The sequence below is a fragment of the Pseudomonas sp. RL_5y_Pfl2_73 genome (assembly GCF_963970515.1).
GTDB lineage: Bacteria > Pseudomonadota > Gammaproteobacteria > Pseudomonadales > Pseudomonadaceae > Aquipseudomonas.
The window spans coordinates 38252-59087 of sequence record NZ_CAXAPD010000019.1 but is presented as its reverse complement, the minus strand read 5'-3'; the positions used below and the strand labels follow the sequence as shown (position 1 = coordinate 59087).

Genomic DNA, 20836 nt, shown 5'->3' with positions numbered 1-20836 from the left:
ATGTATTTGTTCCGTCTAGCCATGGCCAGCCTGGCGAACCGTCGCTTCACGGCGATCCTCACCGCGTTTGCCATCGCCCTTTCTGTTTGTTTGTTGCTGGCAGTGGAGCGGGTACGTACCGAGGCGCGGGCCAGTTTCGCCAGCACCATCAGTGGCACCGACCTGATCGTCGGCGCCCGCTCCGGCTCCGTGAACCTGCTGTTGTATTCAGTGTTTCGTATCGGCAACGCCACCAACAACATCCGCTGGGACAGCTTCGAACATTTCGCCAGCAACCCGAAAGTGAAGTGGGCGATCCCCATGTCCCTTGGCGATTCCCACCGTGGCTATCGGGTGATGGGCACCACCGAGGCCTACTTCGAGCATTACCAGTACGGCCGCCAGCAACACCTGGAACTGGCCGCCGGCCGGGCTTTCGCCACCGATCCGTTCGAAGTGGTGCTGGGTGCCGAGGTGGCCGAGGCGCTGCACTACAAGCTCGGCGACAAGCTGGTGCTGGCCCACGGTGTGGCGGTGGTCAGCCTGGTCAAGCACGACGACAAGCCCTTCACCGTGGTCGGGATTCTCAAGCGCACCGGCACCCCGGTGGACCGCACGCTGCACATTAGCCTCGGCGGCATGGAGGCGATCCACATCGACTGGAAAAACGGCGTGCCGGCCCAGGGCAATGGCCGCATCAGCGCCGACCAGGCCCGCAACATGGACCTCACACCCCAGGCGATCACCGCGCTCATGCTCGGTCTTAACAGCAAGATTTCCACCTTTGCCTTGCAACGCGAGATCAACGAATTCCGCGGTGAGCCGTTGCTGGCTATCCTGCCGGGCGTGGCGCTGCAGGAATTGTGGAGCCTGATGGGCACGGCGGAAAAAGCCTTGTTCGTGATTTCGTTGTTCGTGGTGCTCACCGGGTTGATCGGCATGCTCACGGCGATCCTCACCAGTCTCAATGAGCGTCGCCGGGAAATGGCGATCCTGCGTTCGGTGGGCGCGCGGCCGTGGCACATCGCGACGCTGCTGGTGCTCGAAGCCTTCGCCCTGGCGCTGGCCGGGGTGACCGCTGGACTGGCCTTGCTGTACATCGGCATCGCCGCCGCCCAGGGTTACGTGCAGTCGGCCTATGGCTTGTATCTGCCGCTGAGCTGGCCGAGCGAATATGAATGGATGCTGCTGGCTGGCATCCTGCTCGCCGCCCTGCTGATGGGCAGTGTGCCGGCCTGGCGCGCCTATCGCCAATCGTTGGCCGACGGCCTGTCGATCCGTCTATGAGGACCTTGAAGATGCCCCGCGCCCTGCTTGCCCTGTTGATGATGGTCGCCCTGCCCCTGTGTGCGGCCGAGCCGAGGGACCTGGCCTGGTCAGAAATGATCCCGCCGGACGCGCCGCCGGAAGTGCCGAATATGACCCCGCTGCACGATTTGTCGAAGATGAGCGATGCCCTGGCCGCCGAGTCCAGTCCAGCCGCCAAGCAGGATCTGCCCAATGCCCCGGTGGTCAAGGCCCTCGATGGCCAGCAGATTCGTTTGCCGGGCTACATCGTGCCGTTGGAAGTCAGCGAGGAAGGTCGCACCACGGACTTTTTGCTGGTGCCGTATTTCGGCGCCTGCATCCACGTACCGCCACCGCCGTCCAACCAGATCGTGCATGTGAAAAGTGAAATTGGGGTCAAGCTCGACGAGTTGTATCAACCGTACTGGGTCGAAGGGCCGATGCAGGTCAAGCCGTCCACCAGTGATCTGGCCGATGCCGGGTATCAGATGGAGGCCGAGAAGATTTATGTGTATGAGTTGCCGGAGTAAGTCCGGTAGTGATGTGTGGTTTTTGAGGTCGCTATGGCGAGCAGGCTCGCTCCCACAGTTGGATCGTATTTCTTCTGAAGAAACTCGATCCCATGTGGGAGCGAGTTTGTTCGCGATGGCACCCTCAAATTTCACATCAGCGATTTTATTGAGCTGAGTCAAAAGACCGGGCCAGACGGCTTCGTATCATGGGACATTAAATTTTGATGCCCTCTGGAGCCCTCATGAACAAGTCCTTGCTCAGCGCTTCCCTCGTTGCCCTCGCGCTCACAGCCCCACTCGCCCAGGCCCACACGGCCGGCGATATTATCGTTCGCGCCGGTGCTATCACCGTCAACCCGGAAGCCGACAGCTCCAGCGTCAAGGTAGACCGTGGCCCTCTGGCCGGCGCCGACCTGGGCGGCAAGGCGACCATGAGCAGCGACACGCAGCTGGGCTTGAACTTCGCCTACATGATCACCAATAACCTGGGGATCGAACTGCTGGCGGCCTCGCCGTTCGAGCATGACGTAAAAATCAAAGGCACCGCCCTGGGCGCGGCCAACAATAAGCTCGGCACCCTCAAGCACCTGCCGCCAACCCTGAGCCTGGTCTACTACCCACTCGACGCCAAGTCGACGTTCCAGCCTTATGTCGGCGCGGGCATCAACTACACCTGGATCTACGACGAACACGTTGGCAGCGAAGCCAGTGCCAATGGCTTCAGCAATTTCCGCGCGAGCAACAGTTGGGGTATGGCATGGCAAGTGGGCGCTGACTACATGTTGACCGACAACGTCATGATCAACGGCCAGATTCGCTACATCGACATCGACACCACCGCGTATGTGGACAACAACGCCGTGGCCGGCGGCACACGGGCCAAGGTGAATGTCGATGTGGACCCATGGATCTACATGGTCGGGTTGGGCTACAAGTTCTGACCCACACTTGAGGGTAAGAAAAAACGGTGGGAGCGAGCCTGCTCGCGATAACGGTGGATCAGTCAGCAATATTGTTGACTGACACTGCGCTATCGCGAGCAGGCTCGCTCCCACATTTAGTTCATGGTTGCTGAGAACTCAGCGCCCCAACAACCGCGCCAGCCCCACGCTCATCGGTGTTTGCGGTGGAAAACTGAAGCGCTGCAACAGCCGATGGTTGTCGGCCCGCGAATGACGGATGTCGCCGGAGCGCGCCGGGCCGTAGCTGATCGGCGGCAGATCGCCCACCACGGCGGCCAGGGCCTGGAGCATCTGCTTGAGGGTCGTGGCCTGGTTCCAGCCGACGTTCACCGCGCCCACTTCCACCTCAGGCTTCTCGATGGCCTGCACCAGCAAATCCACCAGATCTTCGACGTAGACAAAATCCCGGGTCTGCTCGCCGTCGCCAAACACGGTGATCGGCAGGCCTTTCTGCGCCCGTTCGCTGAAGATGCTGATGACCCCGGAATACGGCGAGGACGGATCCTGGCGCGGGCCGTAGATGTTGAAGAAGCGGAACACCACCGGCTCCAGGTCATGCTGGCGACGATAGAAGTCAAAGTAGAACTCGCTGGCCAGCTTGTCCGAGGCATACGGCGTAAGCGGAGCCTTGGGGGTTTCTTCGTCGATGGACTCGCCTTCGCCGTTGTTGCCGTAGACCGCTGCGCTGGAGGCGAACAGCACCCGTTTCACACCGTTCTGGCGCATGGCTTCGCAGACATTCAGGGTGCCAATGAAATTGCTCTGGTGGGTGCGCACAGGGTCGTCCACCGAGGCTTGCACCGAGGCCACCGCCGCCAGGTGCGCCACGGCGCTACAACCGGCCATGGCCCGCGCCACCAGCGCGGGATCGGCGACGTCGCCTTCGATCAGTTCGAGCGCGGGGTTGTCCAGCGGCAGGTTGCTGCGTTTGCCGGTGGACAGGTCATCGAGGATGCGCACCGAATGTCCCTTGGCGAGCAAGGCGTCGGTCAGGTGCGAACCAATGAAACCCGCGCCGCCGGTGATTAAAACAGGGCCTTCAGCCATGGCGATAAAACCTATCCAGTAAGCTCGGGAGTGCCGCGCGCCAGGCGCGGGGCTTGATCCCGAAAGTGTGCAGAATTTTCTTGCAGGCCAGCACCGCGTGCTGCGGTTCTTCCGCGGCGTCCGGCCGTGCGGCATGGGCCTGGGCGGTGGGCGACTCGATGGCCAGCGGATGCAGGGCGCGGGCTTCGGTGAGGATCGCCTGGCCCAGCGCCAGCGGTGTAGTCGCCTCGTGGCCGGCGTAATGATAGGTGCCCCACAGCGGCGCGGCGCAATCGAGTTGCTTGAGCACCGAGATGATCACGCGCGCGGCATCGTCCACCGGCGTCGGGTTACCGCGGCGGTCGTCAGCCAGCAACAGCTCTTCGGGTTGTTCGGCCCGGGCCAGGAAACGCCCGAGAATGCCATCGCCGCTGTCGTCCAGCAGCCAGCCAAACCGCAGCAGCACGTGTTGCGGGCAGGTGGCGCGCACGCTTTGCTCGATCCGCCACAGCGCCTGGCCGCGCACGCCCAGGGGCACGGGCTCGTCCTTCTCGCTGTAGGCCGTGGCGCGGGAACCATCGAACACGCGATAGCTCGAGGGTTGCAGCAAAACGATGTTGTGATGCTGGCACAGCTCAGCCAGGCGCTCGACAGCGCGCTCCTGGCTGGCCAGGCGCTGCTCGCTGACGGCCTCGGCCTGGAACCAGTCGAAGTAGTACGCCAGGTTGATCAAGGCGTCCGGGCGGGTGTCGTCGAGCAGTTGCGTCAGGCTCGCGGCATCCCAACCGTCTTCGGGTGGGCGGGGGGCAAGAAAACCGATGTCTTCTTCTGCACCGAGGCGAATCAGCGCCTGCCCAAGGGCATTTCCGCCGCCCAGTAACATAAGGCGCATTCGCATAAAGTCAGCAGGCCCAGTCTATTGGCACAAAAATGAGGTCGACAACGCCCACAGGCGTTGCCGGAATCGTTGCATTTTGCGGGTTTAGTGCGCAACCGTCATCCGCAATGTGCAGATCCTGGGTTTTTGGCCGACTTCAAGGACCTCTTCGCGAGCAAGCCCGCTCCCATATTTGGAATGCATTCCCCTGTGGGAGCGGGCTTGCTCGCGAAGAGGTCCGAACAGGCAGTAGAGGTCCCGGACGGTACTTGCATCTTCCCCACCCCACCCGCCTAAACTGCCCCCATGAATCTGCCCCTTGCAGCCAACCACGCCATGGCCGGCTTTCACCCCGCCGTTCGCGCCTGGTTCAGCCAGACATTCCCGGCGGTCACGGCCGCCCAGGCCCAAGCGTGGCCGTTGATCGGCCAGCGTCGCTCGACCCTGGTGGCGGCGCCTACCGGCTCGGGCAAGACCCTGACGGCTTTTCTCGCCGTGCTCGATGACCTGGTGCATCGCGGCCTGGAACAGGGCGGCCTGCCGGACCAGACGCTGGTGGTGTATGTCTCTCCGCTCAAGGCCTTGAGCAACGATATCCAGATCAACCTGCAAAATCCGCTGGCCGGCATCACCGAACAGCTGCGACGGATGGACCTGCCGCCGCTGCACATCACCACCGCCGTGCGTACCGGCGACACACCGCAGAAAGAACGCTCGGCGATGCGCAAGACCGCGCCGCACATCCTGGTGACCACCCCCGAATCGCTCTACGTGCTGCTCGGCTCCGACTCCGGCCGACAGATGCTCGCCAGCACCCGCACGGTCATCGTCGACGAAATCCACGCCATCGCCGCCAGCAAGCGCGGTAGCCACCTGGCCTTGAGCCTGGAGCGCCTGCAAGCCCTGTGCGCCGAACCGCTGATGCGCATCGGCCTGTCCGCCACGCAAAAGCCCATCGAAGCGGTGTCACGTTTTCTCGTCGGCGAAGGACGCGGCTGTGAAATCGTCGACATCGGCCACGCCCGCCCCCGGGACCTGGACATCGAGGTGCCGCCAGTGCCGCTGTCGGCGGTGATGGCCAATGACGTGTGGGAACAGGTCTACAACCGCCTCGCCGAGCTGGCCCGGAAACATCGCACCACCCTGGTGTTCGTCAATACGCGGCGCCTGGCCGAACGCCTGAGCCGTCATCTGAGCGAGCGCCTGGGCAAGGACGCCGTGGCCGCTCACCACGGCAGCCTGGCGAAAGAGTTTCGCCTCGACGCCGAACAACGCCTGAAACGCGGCGAACTGCAGGTGCTGATCGCCACCGCGTCCCTGGAGCTGGGCATCGACATTGGCGATGTCGACCTGGTGTGCCAGATCGCCTCGCCCCGCTCGATCTCGGCATTCCTGCAACGGGTCGGCCGTTCCGGCCATCAGGTCGGTGGCACGCCCAAGGGACGCCTGTTCGCCACCACCCGCGACGACTTGATCGAATGTGCCGCCCTGCTCGACTGCGTACGCCGTGGCGAACTCGACATCCTGCACATCCCCAAGGCGCCGCTGGATGTACTGGCCCAGCAGATCGTCGCCGAAGTCAGTTGCCAGGAATGGTCGGAACAAGCGCTGCTGGCAACCTTGCGCCGCGCCGCGCCCTACGCGGAACTGGACGAAGGGCATTACCAGGCGCTGTTGCAGATGCTCGCCGAAGGCCTCAATGGCCGCCTGGGCGTGCGCAGCGCCTACCTGCACCGCGATGCCGTGACCCGGACCTTGCGCGGGCGTCGGGGCAGCAAGCTCACGGCGGTGACCAGCGGCGGCACCATTCCAGACAATGCCGACTACAGCGTGCTGCTCGAACCCCAAGGGCTGAACATCGGCAGCGTCAACGAAGACTTCGCGGTAGAGAGCATTGCTGGCGACGTGTTCCAGTTGGGCAATACGTCGTATCGCATCATTCGCGTCGAGACCGGCCGCGTGCGGGTCGAGGATGCCCAGGGGCAGCCGCCGACCATCCCGTTCTGGCTCGGTGAAGCGCCTGGGCGCAGCGCCGAACTGTCCCTGGCCGTGGCGCGCCTGCAAGCCCAGCTGGATCAACTGCTCGGCGCCACGCCGGGCAACCTGCAATCGGCCCTCGCTTGGCTCACCGGTACCCTGCAACTGAACCTGGCCAGCGCTGAACAACTGGTGGATTACCTGGCCCCGGCGCGCCAGGCCTTCGGCGCCCTGCCGTCCCAGGACACGTTGCTGATGGAGCGTTTTTTCGACGAGTCCGGCGGCACGCAACTGATCATCCACACGCCCTTCGGCAGCCGTATCAACCGCGCCTGGGGGCTGGCCTTGCGCAAGCGTTTCTGCCGCACTTTCAACTTCGAATTGCAGGCCGCCGCCAGTGAAGACGCCATCGTGCTCTCACTGTCCACCAGTCACAGCTTCGAACTGGACGAGGTCTGGCGCTACCTCAACAGCCACAGCGCCGAACAGATCCTGGTCCAGGCGGTGCTGGATGCACCGCTGTTCGGCGTGCGCTGGCGCTGGAACGCTGGCGTGGCCCTGGCCTTGCCGCGCTATGTCGGCGGACGCAAAGTCGCGCCGCAGATCCAGCGGATGAAAAGCGAGGACCTGATTGCCAGCGTGTTTCCGGACCAGATCGCCTGCCTGGAAAACCTGGCCGGCGAGCGTGAGATCCCCGACCACCCTTTGGTGGAACAGACCCTCGACGATTGCCTGCACGAAGCCATGGACAGCGAAGGCTGGCTGACGCTGTTGCGGCGCATGGAAGCGGGCAAGGTTCGCCTGATCAGCCGCGACCTGCCAGCACCCTCACCGCTGGCGGCCGAAATTCTCAGCGCCCGCCCCTACACCTTTCTCGACGATGCGCCGCTGGAAGAACGGCGGACCCAGGCCGTGATCAACCGGCGCTGGAGCGATCCACAGGCCACCGACGACCTGGGCGCACTGGACGCCGACGCCATCCAGTCGGTCCGCTGTGAGGCCTGGCCGACACCGGCCAATCTCGATGAGATGCATGAAGCCTTGATGAGCCTGGCCTGCATCGCCGACAGTGAAGCCGACACCCACGCGCCGTGGCTGGATTGGCTGCAGGCATTGGCCGCGAGTGGTCGCGCCAGCCACCTGCAGATCACTGCCGAGCGTGGTCTGTGGGTGCCGCTGGAGCGCCTGACCTGCCTGCAAGCCCTTTATCCACAAGCCCGCTGGCAACCGGCGCTGACCGCCCTGGCAGGTTTCGATGAAGCCTGGGGCGGTGACGAAGCGTTGGTGGAAGTGCTCCGCGCCCGACTCAGTGCCTTTGGTCCGTTACCGTTGAAGGCCATCGCCTACCCGCTGGGGCTGTCGACCCCGCAGGTCACCCAGGCCCTGGCGCAGCTTGAACAACAAGGCTATGTGCTGCGCGGACGGTTCACGCCGGGCACCAGGCAAGAGGAATGGTGCGAGCGGCATTTGCTGGCGCGGATCCATCGCTACACGGTCAAGCGCCTGCGCCGGGAAATCGAACCCGTGACGTTGCAGGATTTCATGCGGTTTCTGTTCGACTGGCAGCACCTGTCATCGTCGACCCAAGGCCGGGGCAATGCCGTGTTGCCATCGATCCTGGGCCAGTTCGAAGGCTTCCCGGCCGCTGCCTCTGCCTGGGACAGCGACCTGCTGCCGGCGCGGGTCAAGGACTATTCGCCCCGTTGGCTCGATGAGTTGTGCCGCAATGGCAAGTGGGTATGGACGCGCCTGAGCACGCGCCAGAAGCCTTCCGCCAGCGCCCTGCGCAGCACGCCGGTGGTGTTGCTGCCGCGCAGCCAGGTGACATTGTGGAGCAGCCTGGCCGGGCAAACGGCCCTTGATGAGTTGTCGCCCAAGGCGCAAAAAGTCCATCAGGCCCTCAGCGAACACGGCGCACTGTTTTTCGATGAACTGGTCCACGAAGCCCACCTGCTGCGCAGCGAACTGGAAATCGCCTTGCAGGAACTGGTGGGCGCCGGGTGGGTGAATGCCGACAGTTTCGCCGGCTTGCGCGCGCTGATCACCCCGGCCAGCAAACGCCAGGCCCGCAGCAGTCGGCGCGGGCGTGGAGCGTTTGTCGGTGGCATGGACGACGCCGGCCGCTGGGCCTTGTTGCGCCGCAGTCAAGCGGTGCCCGTGGAGGGCAACCGCCCCGCGCCCACCGCGCCGCAAACCCTGGAACACATCGCCATGACCCTGCTGCGCCGTTACGGCGTGGTGTTCTGGCGCTTGCTGGAGCGGGAGGCGGATTGGTTGCCGAGCTGGCGCGAGCTGCTGCGCACCTTTCATCGCCTGGAGGCGCGGGGCGAGATTCGTGGCGGGCGTTTTGTCAGTGGGCTGGCGGGCGAACAATTCGCCCTGCCCGAAGCCATCCCACTGCTGCGCGAGACCCGTCGGCGCCCCTCCGACGGCAGCCTGGTGGCGGTGTGCGGCGTCGACCCGCTGAACTTGGCCGGCACCTTGCTGCCGGGGCCGAAAGTGCCGGCATTGGCGACTAATCGACTGGTGTATCGCGATGGTTTGCCGGTGGCGGCGCAGATTGCTGGCAAGCAGCATCTTTGGGTGGCGTTGGATGATCAAGCGATGACTGAAGTGCGCAATAAGGTCATCCATAAAAATTGCGGCCAGTAGCTCACCAGATGCTTCGTTCCCCTCCTTCGGTTCCTTGATCAACCGCTTGGGCAACACCACCCGGCTGGCGAGGGAATTCAGGTGGGCGTAAGGCTCGCTCGCGATAGCGGCACCGCAGTCTTTCAGGCATCGAGGCGCCTGTTCGCGGGCAAGCCTTGCTCCCACACAACGGGCACGCCCCCCCACCGCTGGGCACCCCATCGAAACTTTCCGGACCGCGCAACAGTCATCACAAGACACAGGCAGTACGAGGTCATTGGCACGGGAGGGATACATGACGGCGATCCACATTGGTATTTCCGGCTGGCGCTACACACCTTGGCGGGGGGATTTCTACCCCAAGGGGCTGACTCAGAAACGGGAATTGCAATTCGCCTCGCGAGCGGTCAACAGCATCGAAATCAATGGATCGTTCTACGCCCTGCAACGCCCCGAACGGTATGCCCAGTGGTATGCCGAGACACCGCCCGGCTTCGTGTTCAGCGTCAAGGCCCCGCGTTTCATCACCCACATCAAGCGCCTGCGGGACATCCGCAAGCCGTTGGCCAACTTCTTTGCCTCCGGCGTGCTGGAACTCAAGGAAAAACTGGGGGCAATCCTCTGGCAGTTTCCGCCCAGTTTCGAATTCGACTCGGAACTGTTCGAGGTCTTCCTCAAGCAGCTGCCCCACGACACCGAAGGCGCCGCCGCCTTGGCCCACGAGCACGAGCCGCGCCTGGACGGCCACGCCAGCATCATGACTGACAAAAAGCGCCCACTGCGCCACGCCGTAGAAATCCGCCATGACAGTTTTATCGACCCGCACTTCGTCACGTTGCTCAAGCGCTACGACGTGGCCTTGGTGATCGCCGACACGGCCGGTAAGTGGCCCTACCGCGAAGACGTCACCAGCGATTTCGTCTACCTGCGCCTGCACGGTGCCGAGCAGCTGTACGCCAGCGGCTATACCGACGAAGCGTTGAAGCGCTGGGGCAGCCGGATCGAGGCCTGGAGCCACGGCAAGCAACCCGCCGACGCCCACCTGATCGACCCCGACAAGAAACCTCGGGCCCGCAAAAGCCGGGAAGTGTTCTGCTATTTCGACAACGACATCAAAGTCCGCGCGCCCTATGACGCGCGCCACTTGCTGGAACACTTCCATCTGGACAAGGACCTCGCCACCGCACCCGGCGAGCGCCCGGCCGAAGGGGTATTGCCATGAACCGCCCGGAAACCGGCGAAGCGACCCACGAGCCGACCCAGCCACAGCCCCAGGATTTCGACCAGGTCAGCCACTTCACCGTGCTGACGGTCAACACCCATAAGGGCTTCACCGCCCTGAACCGGCGCTTCATCCTGCCGGAACTGCGCGAAGCGGTGCGCAGCGTGTCCGCCGACGTGGTGTTCTTGCAGGAAGTCCACGGCACCCACGAACACCACCCCCAGCGCTACAGCAACTGGCCGAGCATGCCGCAATACGAGTTCCTCGCCGACAGCCTCTGGCCGCAGTTCGCCTACGGGCGCAACGCGGTGTACCCGGCGGGCGACCACGGCAACGCGCTGTTGTCGAAATTCCAGATCATCCGCCACGACAATCTGGACGTGTCCATCAGCGGCCACGAAAACCGCGGCATGCTCCACAGCGTGCTGCGCCTACCGGGCGATGGACCGCAAGTGCATGCCATTTGCGTGCATTTGGGGCTGCGCGAAGGTCATCGTGTCGCGCAACTCAAGCTGCTTTGCCAGCGCTTGAGCGAACTGCCGCCCGACGCGCCAGTGATCGTCGCTGGCGACTTCAACGACTGGCGCGGCAAGGCCAGTGAACTGCTCGAACCCAGTGGCCTGCGCGAAGTGTTCGCCGAACAGTGGGGCAAACCGGCCCGCAGCTTTCCGGCGCGACTGCCGGTCCTGCGTCTGGACCGCATCTACGTGCGCAACCTCAAGGCCCGTCATGCCAAAGTATTGAATGTACGCCCTTGGTCACACCTGTCCGACCACGCACCGCTGTCGGTGGAGATCCAATTATGAGCGCGACGATGAACAAGGCGACGGTTGAGCAGGTCGAGTCGCCACCCTCCGAGCGCAACCCGGCGCTGACGGATATCGAATACGGCTGGCACGGCAACAATCGCGTCAAGCTGCTGGAAAACGGCGAGGAGTATTTCCCCAGAGTCTTCGAGGCCATTCGTCGGGCCGAAACTGAAATCCTCCTGGAGACCTTCATCCTGTTCGAGGACAAGGTTGGCTATGAACTGCGGGATCTGTTGGTCGAAGCCGCCGAGCGTGGCGTGCGCATCACCGTCAGCCTCGATGGCTTCGGCTGCGGTGAGCTGACCACCGCTTTCCTGGCCTCGTTGAGCGACGCCGGGGTGCGCTTGCAGATATTCGACCCGGCGCCTCGGCACCTGGGGATCCGCACCAACTGGTTCCGCCGCCTGCACCGCAAAATCGTGGTGGTGGACGGGGTGATTGCGTTTATCGGCGGGATCAATTTTTCCGCCGATCACCTGGGCGATTTCGGCCCCGAGGCCAAGCAGGACTATTGCGTGGAGGTCAAAGGCCCGGCGGTGGTGGATATCCATCACTTCGCGCTGTTGCAAAGCGGCCGACCGGCCCGGGCCAAATACTGGTGGCAACGCCGCCGCAGCCGTCGCAACGAGCTGGCGTTCAGCGACCACGACGGCCAGGTGCGCCTGGTTTACCGGGATAACCACGAACATCAAACCGACATCGAAGAGGTCTACCTGCAAGTACTGCGCAGGGCCCAACGGCGGGTGGTGATCGCCAACGCCTATTTCTTCCCTGGCTACCGGTTGCTGCGCGAGATCCGCAATGCCGCGCGCCGTGGCGTGGAAGTACGACTGATCCTGCAGGGCCAGCCGGACATGATGATCGCCAAGCTCGCCGCCCGCATGCTCTACAGCTACCTGCTCAAGGCCGGCGTGGTGATCTACGAATATTGCGAGCGCCCCCTGCACGGCAAGGTCGCCCTGGTGGATGAGGACTGGAGCACCGTGGGTTCGAGCAACCTCGACCCGCTGAGCTTGTCCCTGAACCTGGAAGCCAATGTGCTGATCCGCGACCGGGCGTTCAACCGCGAGCTGTTCGAGCGCCTCGACTACCTGAGCCGCTACCATTGCGCCGCCATGCCCGAGGACCGCGCCCCCCGCGGCCTGTTGTGGCGCATGACCATCGGTTTCATGGTGTTCCACTTTTTGCGCCATTTCCCGGCCTGGGCCGGCTTGCTACCGGCCCATAAACCGCGTCTGAAACCCTTTTCGCCGCCGTCGGCGGTCCGGAGCGCCCCCCATGACCCCTTCTGAAGCGCACACCGCGCCGAGAGCTGCCCATGGGCCGGAACAGTCCAAGCCCAAATCCCGCTGGAGCCGCTGGAAAAGACCGCTGAGCCTGGCGTTTTTCCTGCTGTTGATCGTGCTGTTTACCGCCTTGGCCCGACGCATCGATTGGGCCGAAGTGTTCGCCACCCTGGCCGCTTTCAAGGTGCGCACCTTGGTCATCGCCGCCGCGCTGACCGTCACCAGCTTCATCACCTATGCCTGCTTCGACTTGATCGGCCGCACCTACATCCGCCAGAAATTGGGTTGGCGGCAGATCTTGCCGGTGGGGGTGATCAGTTACGCGTTCAACCTCAACCTCAGCGCCTGGGTCGGTGGCATCGCCATGCGCTATCGGCTGTATTCACGGCTGGGGGTCAGCACCGGGAATATTGCCAAGATTCTCGGCCTGAGCCTGGCCACCAACTGGTTCGGCTACATGACCCTGGCCGGGGTGGTGTTCAGCAGCGCCCTGGTGACCATGCCGCCGGGTTGGAAACTCAGCAGCGATGCGCTGCAAGGCGTCGGCGCGCTGTTGTTGCTGGTGAGCGCCGGTTACCTGGTGGCCTGCCGGTTTTCCAAGCGCCGGGCGTGGACGATTCGCGGCATGGAAATCAACCTGCCTTCGCTGCGCATGGCGGTGCTGCAACTGGCGCTGGGCGCGCTGAACTGGTCGTTGATGGCGGCGGTGATCTTCACGTTGCTGCCCGGCAAACTGGATTATCCGATGGTGCTCGGGGTGTTGCTGATCAGCAGCATTGCCGGGGTGATCACCCACATTCCGGCAGGGCTTGGGGTGCTGGAGGCGGTGTTCGTTGCGCTGCTGCAACATGAAGTGTCGCGGGGCAGCCTGCTGGCGGGTCTGATCGCCTACCGGGCGATCTACTTCATCCTGCCGTTGCTGATTACCGTGGTGATGTACCTGGTGATCGAGGCGAAGGCCAAGGCGTTGCGGGTCAAGCCTAGGCTCAAGTGATGGGTTGCCCGTAGCGGCTTATCGCGAGCCTGCTCGCGATGAGGCCCGCCATCTACCGCTCCTGAATAATGCTCAACCGCTCTCCCACCACCATTTCCGTGATCCAGCCCACCAGGATCGAGGTGTAGGCCTGCTGTGACACGGGGTCGCTCAAGGCATGGTCGGCGCCGTCGATGATCCGGTGAGTCAGTGAGTGGGTCTGCTGGCACGCCGCCCGGTAGCTCATGATGGTGGCATGAGGGACGTAGGCATCGGTCTCGGACTCCACCAGCAACACATCGCCGGTGAACTGCGAACATGCCTGCAAGGCGCGATTGGTGCTGGCATGCACCAGGGTGCCGCGGTAATCCAGCAGGTCGGTCTTGTCCAGATCGCGCTTGGGCGTGTGCCATTGCTCGTCGCGGTACAGCGCCGGCACCCGCAGGGCCAGCCAACGTACCGGGCGCAGCGACGTCAGGATCGAAGCCAGGTAGCCGCCATAACTGGTGCCCACCACGGCAATCGCCGAGGTATCCAAGGCTGGGTGCGCGAGCAGTCGGTCGTATGCCGCCAACAGGTCCCGCAGATTGTCCTCGCGGGTGACCCGCGCCAACGGAATCCCCGCCCCGCCGGTGTGTCCACGCAAGTCGAAGGTCAGGCACACGCAACCCAGGCCGGCGATGCCTTTGGCCCGTTCCAGGTCGCGCTCCTGACTGCCACCCCAACCGTGCACGAACAACACGCCAGGGACCTTCGACTTGGGACTCAGGAACGTCCCGTTCATGCGTTCATCGTCAATCTCGATCTGAATGGTTTCACTGCTAGCCGTCATAGGATTGAACCGTTACGTATTTGAGAAGGAAGTCGCCGTTGTGCGCCGCGCCGCGATAGACCTCCCTCGCGCCGGGCGGCAGCGGTTGTTCGGTGTAGGTCTCCACCGAGGACACCCGTACCGCGCTGGTTGCGGGCGCTTCGACGAACACCTGCAACGCCGCCAGTTCAGCGCTGCTGGCGCCGCCCATGCGCCACGACTGTTCCAACACGCCGCCACGCGGCTGGCCGGCGGCATCCAGGCCCTGGGCAATGTCGTAATTGCGCCGCGACGCAAAAAAACTCGGGTAGGCCTGGTTCGCGGCATCATCGAACACTTGCGCCAGCCGCACCGCCTCACGCACATCGTCGGGCAGTTCGAGCCTGAGCAACTCAATATAGCCGCCCTGCACCACCAGCAGGTCCGACCCGCCGTACACCTCCACCCCTTCGCTGTCGTGGGTCAGGTGTTGCACGCCGCAATAGCTCAAGACCTTGCCGTTGATGAAGCTCTGGCCGACGCTCTGGGTCTTGACCTCGTTGAGGTGCTGTTCCAGCACCACCCCATCGTGAAACAGCGCCTGGGCGTCAGGCCCGGCGACAATTTCATCGAACTGCGCCAGGCTCTTGATCAGCCGCTGGCCACGCCCGGCACAGGCATGGATCGGCTTGAGGCGAATCGGCCCGGTGTACAACAAGTGCTCGGCGGCGGGGCGCGCATCCTTGAGCGAAAAGACCGTCACGCCATCGAGCACCGCGCCTCGTGTGTGCTTGGCAAACAGGGGCGACCAGCCTTTGGGCGCCACGGCGTCCTTATTCAACAGACCATGGGTAATCGCCTTGGTGCAGATAAAATCATGCTCGACATACCCACCCCACACATCCTCCGGCCCCTGGACTCCCAGGCGCATCGCGGCTTCGGCGCCGATCAGGGTTTGCGTGGGCAACAGATAGAGATCATGACCGGCATGCCGCTGGGAGTCATGACTGTCGCCGTACTCCCATCCCAGGATCTGTGCCAGCCACTGGGCCAGCGCGCGATTGGTCTCGACCTCATGGCGCGGCGCTTGTGGATTGACCGAATAGGCCACTACCCGCTTGTTGCGATTGACTGGTGTCATGCGTTGCCCTTTTTCCTGCGCTCGATGGCTTTAGACAAGGGAAGCTGCAGAGATCAGGCCAACGGTGTCATCGCAAGGATGGGGTGGCCACGCGGGTGTATTGCGCGCAGTTGATAGCACCGGGCCTGTTTCATTCTGCACGACACACAATTGACGTCCCGCAAATTGCACGATGGCCAGCAGCAGACGCAACCCCATCCTGTGGCGAGGGAGTCCCCGCTAGGTGTAGGAGCCTGCGATCTTTTGATGTTGATCTTTCGCTCTGGATTCAATTGGTTGTGGAAAGGTCGCAGCCTCGTTGCACTCGACAGCTCCTACACAGCTCCACACAGCTCCTACAAGCGCAGCCCAGCGGGGCAAGCGGGTCAGTCAACCCTTGGGAGTACTCGGCGGGCTCACCCCAAACCGCGCCCGGTAATCACTCGGCACCAACCCGGTGATTTTCTTGAACGTCGCGCGAAAGGCGCTCGGGTCCTGGTAACCGACGGTCCAGGCAATGTGGTCGATGGTGCCATTGGTGAATTCCAGCATTTCCCGGGCCTTGCCAACCCGCAGGTGCTGGCAGTATTCGGTGGGCTTGAGCCCGGTGGCGGCGCGAAACCTGCGCAGGAAAGTACGTTCTTCCAGACCGGCGCGTTCGGCCATCGCACCGAGGGAAACCTCCACCGCGCCGCTGCTTTGCAACCAATGCTGGACCTTGAGAATCGCCGGGTCGCCATGGCCGAGGATGGGCGCAAAGTTACTGCCGCACTGGCTCGCGCTGTCGCTGTGCTCGATCACCAGAAATTGCGCCGTGCGCGTGGCGATGCTGGGGCCGAGCAGGCGGTCCACCAGGCGCAGCCCCAGTTCCGACCAGGCCATCAGCCCGGCGGTGGTGATCAGGTCACCGTCGTCGACGATGGGTTTGTCGGCGTTGAGCTTGATCTTCGGGTAACGCGCGGCAAAGGTCTTGGCCGAGGTCCAGTGGGTGGTGGCGCTGCGCCCGTCGAGCAGGCCGCTTTCGGCCAGCAGGATCGAGCCCACGCAAACCCCGCCCAGCACTGTGCCGTCGGCATGCTGCGCCCGCAGCCAATCCATCAGCGCCTGGGAGACCAAGCCTGCACTGAAACCGGCAAGGGACGGTGGAATCAACAACGCCACCAGCTTGCCCGCCGGGCCGGTTTCGCTGTCGAACACCCGCAGCGGAGCCTCGCCCTCCTCCGCCCGCCAGTGACTCACCCGCAGCGTTGGCAACTGCACGCTGGCATGCTCGGCCGCGATCCGCTGCGCCACGGCAAACAGATCGGTCAAGCCATGCACCGCCGCCAGTTGCGCGCCGGGGTAGATGAGCACCCCAAGCTCGGCGACTGCCCTTTGCTGCGTCATTGTCAGTTTTCCCTCGCTTATTGTCGTTGCGGCCAATCCTCGAAGCGGCGGCAAAAGCCAATACTGGCTTCACACCCAATCTGATCAAGGAAGCCCCCATGTCCAAACAAGCGCTCATCGTAGTCGATATCCAGAACGACTACTTCCCCCAAGGCAAATGGCCGTTGGTCGGCGCCCAAGCCGCTGCCGATAACGCCGCTCGCTTGATCGAAGCCTTTCGCCAGGCTGACGACAGCGTGGTGCATGTCCGCCACGAATTCACCTCCGACGACGCGCCATTCTTCACCCCTGGCTCCGAAGGCGCACAGTTGCACCCCAAGGTGCTCAACCGCGCCGATGAACCAGTGGTCCTCAAGCACTTCGTCAATTCGTTTCGCGAAACCGAACTGCAAGCCATCCTCGACCAGCACGGCATCGAACAACTGGTGGTGGTCGGCAGCATGAGCCACATGTGCGTTCACGGCGTGGTGCGGGCGGCAGCGGACCTGGGCTACGGCGTCACGGTGATCCATGATGCCTGCGCCACCCTCGACCTGGAATTCAACGGCGTCGTCGTGCCGGCAGCCCAGGTGCATGCGGCGTTCATGGCCGCGCTGGGTTTTGCCTACGCGAGTGTGGTGAGCACCGAGCAATTCCTGGCGGCCAATCGCTAACTACACGGCACCTCTAAAGAAACGCAAAAAAAACCGCGCTTCGTCGGCGAAGTGCGGTTTTGCCTCAAGCATCAAGGGTGTGCCCGGAAGCTCGTCGCCACGAATCCCATCTGCTGCGCTACGCAGCCACTGCCCCGCCACGTCGGTCAACCGCACATGAAGGGTGCTGCATTCGATGGCCTCCATGGCCGTCCTTGTGCGTAATAGGAAACGCCAATACCACTCAAGGCCTTGCCCTCGGTCTTCAGATCCCGGCCGATGCGAGCAAAGGACAAGGCCACGTGGTTGAGCCAGTCGGTTGGCGAGACGATGCAGGTGCTATTGGATCTGGATTTGTGAGCAAGACCTGGATCGTGCGGTGTCCTCGAGCCACGAACCTGGCCTGCGCTCAGAAATAAAAAGCCCCAAGGGCAGAGTGCGCTTGGGGCCTTTTTCAAACTATTGGCGGAGTAGACTCGTTACGCAACTCTATGCACAGCAGCTAACATTCATGGCTGGTGGGGTATTGCGGCTGATCAAGCAATGGCTTGAGGTAACCGTTATCGAACTTATTGACGGAAAACCTCGACGCACCAACGAAGCCAAGCTTACGCACCGTGGCAGCGCCCAAGGATCGGTAATCTCACCGCTGTCGAGAGAAAGGGGGAAAGGTGAAATGAGATACTTGTCTCGTGCTCCCAGCAGCCAGTGCTATTGGGCAGGAGATGCCTCGGAATCTCGGGGGCTGTCGCTATCCAACAATCCATGTGCAAGACACATGGTCGCGGTTGGCATGCACAGAACAGCCCCTGAGGCTGATTAAGCATCACTCTCAGGGCGCCGAAACTACCGCTCTGTAGTACAGTTGCCCCCGCCAGGGCCCGGCCACTGCCAGCGATAAGGGCCGGTGCTGCCCTCGAACAACTCGACGGTGCCGTACTGCGGGTGTTCGGATCGGGAACGGTCGGCGGCACCGAAACGTGCGAAGCCGATAAATCGGACGTCAAACCAGGCAGATACTGATCGCGGCGCTCTCAAGAGAGAGGCACCGCCGATAATAAGAAATAGGAGATACAGATGGAATTCCTGCAAACGCTGTTTGGGTATGTCGACAGCCTCACGTGGGGGTGGTCGCTTATTCCCATCCTCGTCGTCTTTGGCGTGTTCATCACAATTATGTCGGGTTTCGTCCAGTTCGAGTTCTTCGGCCGGATGTTCCGCGTGCTCTCAGGAAAGAACCAGAACAGCGACCCCAACAACCTCAGCGCGCGACAGGCGCTCCTCGTGTCCGTGGGCGGTCGCGTCGGCGGCGGGAACATTGCCGGCGTAGCGGTAGCCATTACGCTCGGTGGGCCTGGCGCGGTTTTCTGGATGTGGTGCATCGCGCTGGTTGGCATGGCGACGAGTCTCGTTGAATGCACGCTTGCTCAGGTTTATAAGAGCACCGACGGTGAACACTCCTTCCGTGGCGGCCCAGCCGACTATATCCGGCGTGGCCTCGGGTCGAACTACAACTGGCTGGCGATCGTCTATGCGGTCTGCTTGCTGTCGGCCTTCGGCCTTGGCTTCAACGCGTTCCAAGGCAACACTGTTGCGGGCGCGGTGCAGGATTCGTTCGGGATCAGCCGCTACGTGACCGGAGCGCTACTGGTCATCGTCACGGGATTTGTGATCTTTGGTGGCATCAAGCGTATCGCCAAGGCGGCCGATGTCGTGGTGCCGGTCATGGCGCTGGGTTACCTGGCCCTTGCCCTGATCGTCATCGCGATGAACCTCGGTGAGATTCCGGCGCTCTTCGTACACATCGTCTCGAGCGCCTTCGGCTACGAAGAAGCCATCGCCGGTGGTATGGGAGCCGCAATTGCGCAAGGCTTGCGGCGCGGGCTGTTCTCAAACGAGGCTGGGCTCGGTTCGGCACCGAACGTCGCAGCGACCGCACTGGTACACCACCCGGTCAGCCAGGGCATCACCCAATCGTTCTCGGTCTTCATCGACACGATCGTGATCTGCTCTTGCACCGCGTTCATCATTCTGCTGGGTGATGTCTATGTGGCCGGTGCAACAGGTATCGACGGTATCGTGCTGACACAGCAGTCGCTGGCCAGCCATTTTGGCGAATGGTCGCGCTACGCGCTGACACTGGCGATCCTGCTCTTCGCCTTTTCGTCTATCATCTACAACGTTTATCTGGGTGAGAACGCACTGGCGGCAATCACCAAGTCCAAACCAGCCCTGCTGGTGCTGCGCGTGCTGATCCTGGGCTTGATTTTCCTCGGCGCGGCCGCTCCAAACGCGACCGCGGTGTTCTTCTTCTCAGACCCAATGATGGGTATTCTGGCACTCGTGAACCTTATTGCGATTCTGATGCTTTTCCCTACGGCAATACGGGTGATCAACGACTTCCGTGCGCAGTTGAAAGCGGGCGTGGAAAGGCCGCTCTTCGATCCGGCGAAATTCCCCGACCTCGATATCGACCGCAAGGCATGGGATATAAATCGCTGGAAATGATCCGGGCTCGGTCGCGGCCTGAAGTTGGCTGCGTACACATCTGACGCAAGCTCATTCGGGCTTCGTCAAATCTGCGGGCACTGCCGCCATGGCCAACGTCATGGCGGCAGGTATTGCCCGACCGCATGCAGCCCTCGTTCCGTCGTGCTGAGATCAGTACGACTGCTGACAAATGAGAAATCCTCTTGAGTAAGCCCCCTCCTAGTCCTCAACCGCTTTAATGCAAGACTAAAGGCTTGCTTCAGCTCCATCTTGCGAACCTCGCAAAACAGAAGATAAAGCCTTCTAGACCACTGTAGAGCTACAATCTATATCTTATCAACTGGAAGGGTCAAAACCAGGAGCACCATGCAGTTGATGAAACTGGACTAAACTTTGTTCACTCCAAAACAAGCCCTGAAGTTAAAAATATTTTTACAGCAATCACCAAGCTAGAGCGTCAGTTATTTCCTGATGCTTTATGCGCAGCGCTGCTTTCAGAAAAAGAGCTTCTAGAAAAAAACTTACTATGGTCAACCGAAAATTAGATGATGTGCAATTTATGGCACTCGCAAAATCAGAAACTATAGATAACTTTGTTGAAAGTAAAAAAATCTGCGAAGCTTTGCTGTCATCAATAGAGGCGGATATGACATATATCGAGCAGTGGCAACAACTTTCTGCGTCTTAAAATTAATTCGCTCTGTACGCCCTGTTGCGATTTAAGTCCTACACGCTCATTAATGGCCCACCCCTCAGCCTCGTACCTATTTCTCGGGGGTGCAGGCCAATCCGAGGGATATTTTGTTGTGCATGCAGGAGTGTCCTTCAAATTGCCTTGGCCTAACGGGCGGGTTAGCTTTCAATCAGCGCCGACACT

At 62.2% G+C, this 20836-nt stretch carries 17 protein-coding genes and 1 pseudogene; 11 read left to right on the top strand and 7 right to left on the bottom strand.

Features of this window, described 5'->3' with window-relative positions; genetic code table 11:
- From AACY42_RS18740 to AACY42_RS18730, 3 genes are all read left to right on the top strand, one after another.
- Positions 1-1266, top strand: a complete 1266-nt coding sequence (locus AACY42_RS18740; RefSeq protein WP_339481510.1) for an ABC transporter permease — start codon at positions 1-3, stop codon at positions 1264-1266.
- An 11-nt stretch (positions 1267-1277) separates the two neighbouring features.
- Complete coding sequence (locus AACY42_RS18735) at positions 1278-1796, top strand: DUF3299 domain-containing protein (protein ID WP_339481509.1); 519 nt, start codon at positions 1278-1280, stop codon at positions 1794-1796.
- Between the two features lie 224 nt (positions 1797-2020).
- Entirely contained in the window at positions 2021-2719 is a 699-nt protein-coding gene (locus AACY42_RS18730; protein ID WP_339481507.1) for an OmpW/AlkL family protein, read from the top strand.
- A gap of 138 nt (positions 2720-2857) precedes the next feature.
- On the opposite strand, the gene AACY42_RS18725 is transcribed toward AACY42_RS18730, so the two are convergent.
- Both AACY42_RS18725 and AACY42_RS18720 read right to left on the bottom strand, forming a co-directional pair.
- A complete protein-coding gene (locus AACY42_RS18725) occupies positions 2858-3787 on the bottom strand; it encodes an NAD-dependent epimerase/dehydratase family protein (protein ID WP_339481505.1) in 930 nt (309 codons plus the stop codon).
- On the bottom strand, positions 3780-4664 hold the full coding sequence (locus AACY42_RS18720) for a sugar nucleotide-binding protein (protein WP_339481503.1): 885 nt from the start codon (positions 4662-4664) through the stop codon (positions 3780-3782). Before AACY42_RS18720 ends, AACY42_RS18725 begins: the two co-directional genes overlap by 8 nt.
- A 285-nt stretch (positions 4665-4949) precedes the next feature.
- Between AACY42_RS18720 and AACY42_RS18715 the strand changes: the two genes are divergently transcribed.
- The 5 genes from AACY42_RS18715 to AACY42_RS18695 all read left to right on the top strand — a co-directional run bounded on the left by AACY42_RS18715 (position 4950) and on the right by AACY42_RS18695 (position 13562).
- Positions 4950-9272, top strand: coding sequence for a DEAD/DEAH box helicase (locus AACY42_RS18715; protein ID WP_339481502.1), 4323 nt, complete (start codon positions 4950-4952; stop codon positions 9270-9272).
- A gap of 274 nt (positions 9273-9546) precedes the next feature.
- Entirely contained in the window at positions 9547-10473 is a 927-nt protein-coding gene (locus AACY42_RS18710) for a DUF72 domain-containing protein (protein WP_339481500.1), read from the top strand.
- Positions 10470-11279, top strand: coding sequence for an endonuclease/exonuclease/phosphatase family protein (locus AACY42_RS18705; protein WP_339481499.1), 810 nt, complete (start codon positions 10470-10472; stop codon positions 11277-11279). The genes AACY42_RS18710 and AACY42_RS18705 overlap by 4 nt, the downstream gene beginning before the upstream one ends.
- Positions 11276-12574 (top strand): cardiolipin synthase ClsB, encoded by a 1299-nt coding sequence (clsB, locus tag AACY42_RS18700; protein WP_339481498.1) that lies wholly within the window; start codon positions 11276-11278, stop codon positions 12572-12574. Before AACY42_RS18705 ends, clsB begins: the two co-directional genes overlap by 4 nt.
- Positions 12561-13562 carry a lysylphosphatidylglycerol synthase domain-containing protein gene (locus AACY42_RS18695; protein ID WP_339481497.1) on the top strand — a complete coding sequence of 334 codons (1002 nt, stop codon included), beginning with the start codon at positions 12561-12563 and terminating at the stop codon, positions 13560-13562. The genes clsB and AACY42_RS18695 overlap by 14 nt, the downstream gene beginning before the upstream one ends.
- A 52-nt stretch (positions 13563-13614) precedes the next feature.
- Here the strand turns inward: AACY42_RS18695 and AACY42_RS18690 are convergent, their stop codons facing one another.
- The 3 genes from AACY42_RS18690 to AACY42_RS18680 form a co-directional block, all read right to left on the bottom strand.
- Complete coding sequence (locus tag AACY42_RS18690; RefSeq protein ID WP_339481495.1) at positions 13615-14373, bottom strand: alpha/beta hydrolase family protein; 759 nt, start codon at positions 14371-14373, stop codon at positions 13615-13617.
- A complete protein-coding gene (locus tag AACY42_RS18685) occupies positions 14363-15472 on the bottom strand; it encodes a DUF3182 family protein (RefSeq protein ID WP_339481493.1) in 1110 nt (369 codons plus the stop codon). The genes AACY42_RS18690 and AACY42_RS18685 overlap by 11 nt, the downstream gene beginning before the upstream one ends.
- A 369-nt stretch (positions 15473-15841) precedes the next feature.
- Positions 15842-16837 (bottom strand): GlxA family transcriptional regulator, encoded by a 996-nt coding sequence (locus tag AACY42_RS18680; protein WP_339481491.1) that lies wholly within the window; start codon positions 16835-16837, stop codon positions 15842-15844.
- Between the two features lie 98 nt (positions 16838-16935).
- Between AACY42_RS18680 and AACY42_RS18675 the strand changes: the two genes are divergently transcribed.
- The gene (locus tag AACY42_RS18675; protein ID WP_339481490.1) at positions 16936-17490 is read left to right on the top strand and encodes a cysteine hydrolase family protein; all 555 of its coding nucleotides are present in this window, start codon (positions 16936-16938) and stop codon (positions 17488-17490) included.
- On the opposite strand, the gene AACY42_RS18670 is transcribed toward AACY42_RS18675, so the two are convergent.
- Positions 17491-17676, bottom strand: a complete 186-nt coding sequence (locus AACY42_RS18670; RefSeq protein WP_339481488.1) for a hypothetical protein — start codon at positions 17674-17676, stop codon at positions 17491-17493. It abuts the gene before it with no gap.
- 870 nt (positions 17677-18546) lie between these two features.
- Here AACY42_RS18670 and AACY42_RS18665 point away from each other — a divergent pair.
- Entirely contained in the window at positions 18547-19977 is a 1431-nt protein-coding gene (locus tag AACY42_RS18665; protein ID WP_339481486.1) for an alanine/glycine:cation symporter family protein, read from the top strand.
- A gap of 128 nt (positions 19978-20105) precedes the next feature.
- Here AACY42_RS18665 and AACY42_RS18660 read toward each other — a convergent pair.
- A pseudogene (locus AACY42_RS18660) lies at positions 20106-20228 on the bottom strand (helix-turn-helix domain-containing protein); the annotation flags it as partial.
- A 209-nt stretch (positions 20229-20437) separates the two neighbouring features.
- Here AACY42_RS18660 and AACY42_RS18655 point away from each other — a divergent pair.
- Positions 20438-20647, top strand: a complete 210-nt coding sequence (locus tag AACY42_RS18655; protein ID WP_339481485.1) for a hypothetical protein — start codon at positions 20438-20440, stop codon at positions 20645-20647.
- Positions 20648-20836: the final 189 nt, after the last annotated feature.